The sequence below is a fragment of the Neobacillus cucumis genome, from assembly GCF_023715505.1.
This window is the reverse complement of sequence record NZ_JAMBOH010000122.1, coordinates 1-409: the sequence shown is the minus strand read 5'-3', so window position 1 is coordinate 409 and position 409 is coordinate 1. Positions and strand designations below refer to the sequence as shown.

General features: G+C 63.3%; 1 protein-coding gene. It reads right to left on the bottom strand.

The features are described from left to right. Positions 1-409 (bottom strand): amidohydrolase family protein (locus M3226_RS31700; RefSeq protein ID WP_251573445.1); only part of this gene is annotated, 409 nt, incomplete at both ends.

The following is a 409-nucleotide window of genomic DNA, read 5'->3' as shown; positions in this document are numbered from 1 at the left end:
ATGTAGCGCTTCACGCGGAAGTTGTCGTTATCCCCGGTCTCCTCCGCCAGCGCTCCGCGCTGCACCTTCATGCGATGCGCCACCTGCCAGGTGCGGAGAATCACTTCTCCGACGCGGCCCATGGCCTGCGAATCGGAGGAGGTGAGCGAGAAGGCGCCGAGATCGTGCAGCACGTCTTCCGCAGCGATGGTTTCCCGGCGAATGCGCGACTCGGCAAAGGCCACGTCCTCAGCGATGTCCGGGTCCAGATGGTGGCAGACCATCAGCATATCGAGATGTTCATCGATGGTGTTGAGGGTGTAGGGCAGCGTTGGGTTGGTGGACGACGGCAAAATGTTCGGGTGGGCGCAGGCGGTGATGATGTCCGGCGCATGGCCGCCGCCGGCCCCTTCGGTATGGAAGGTGTGGA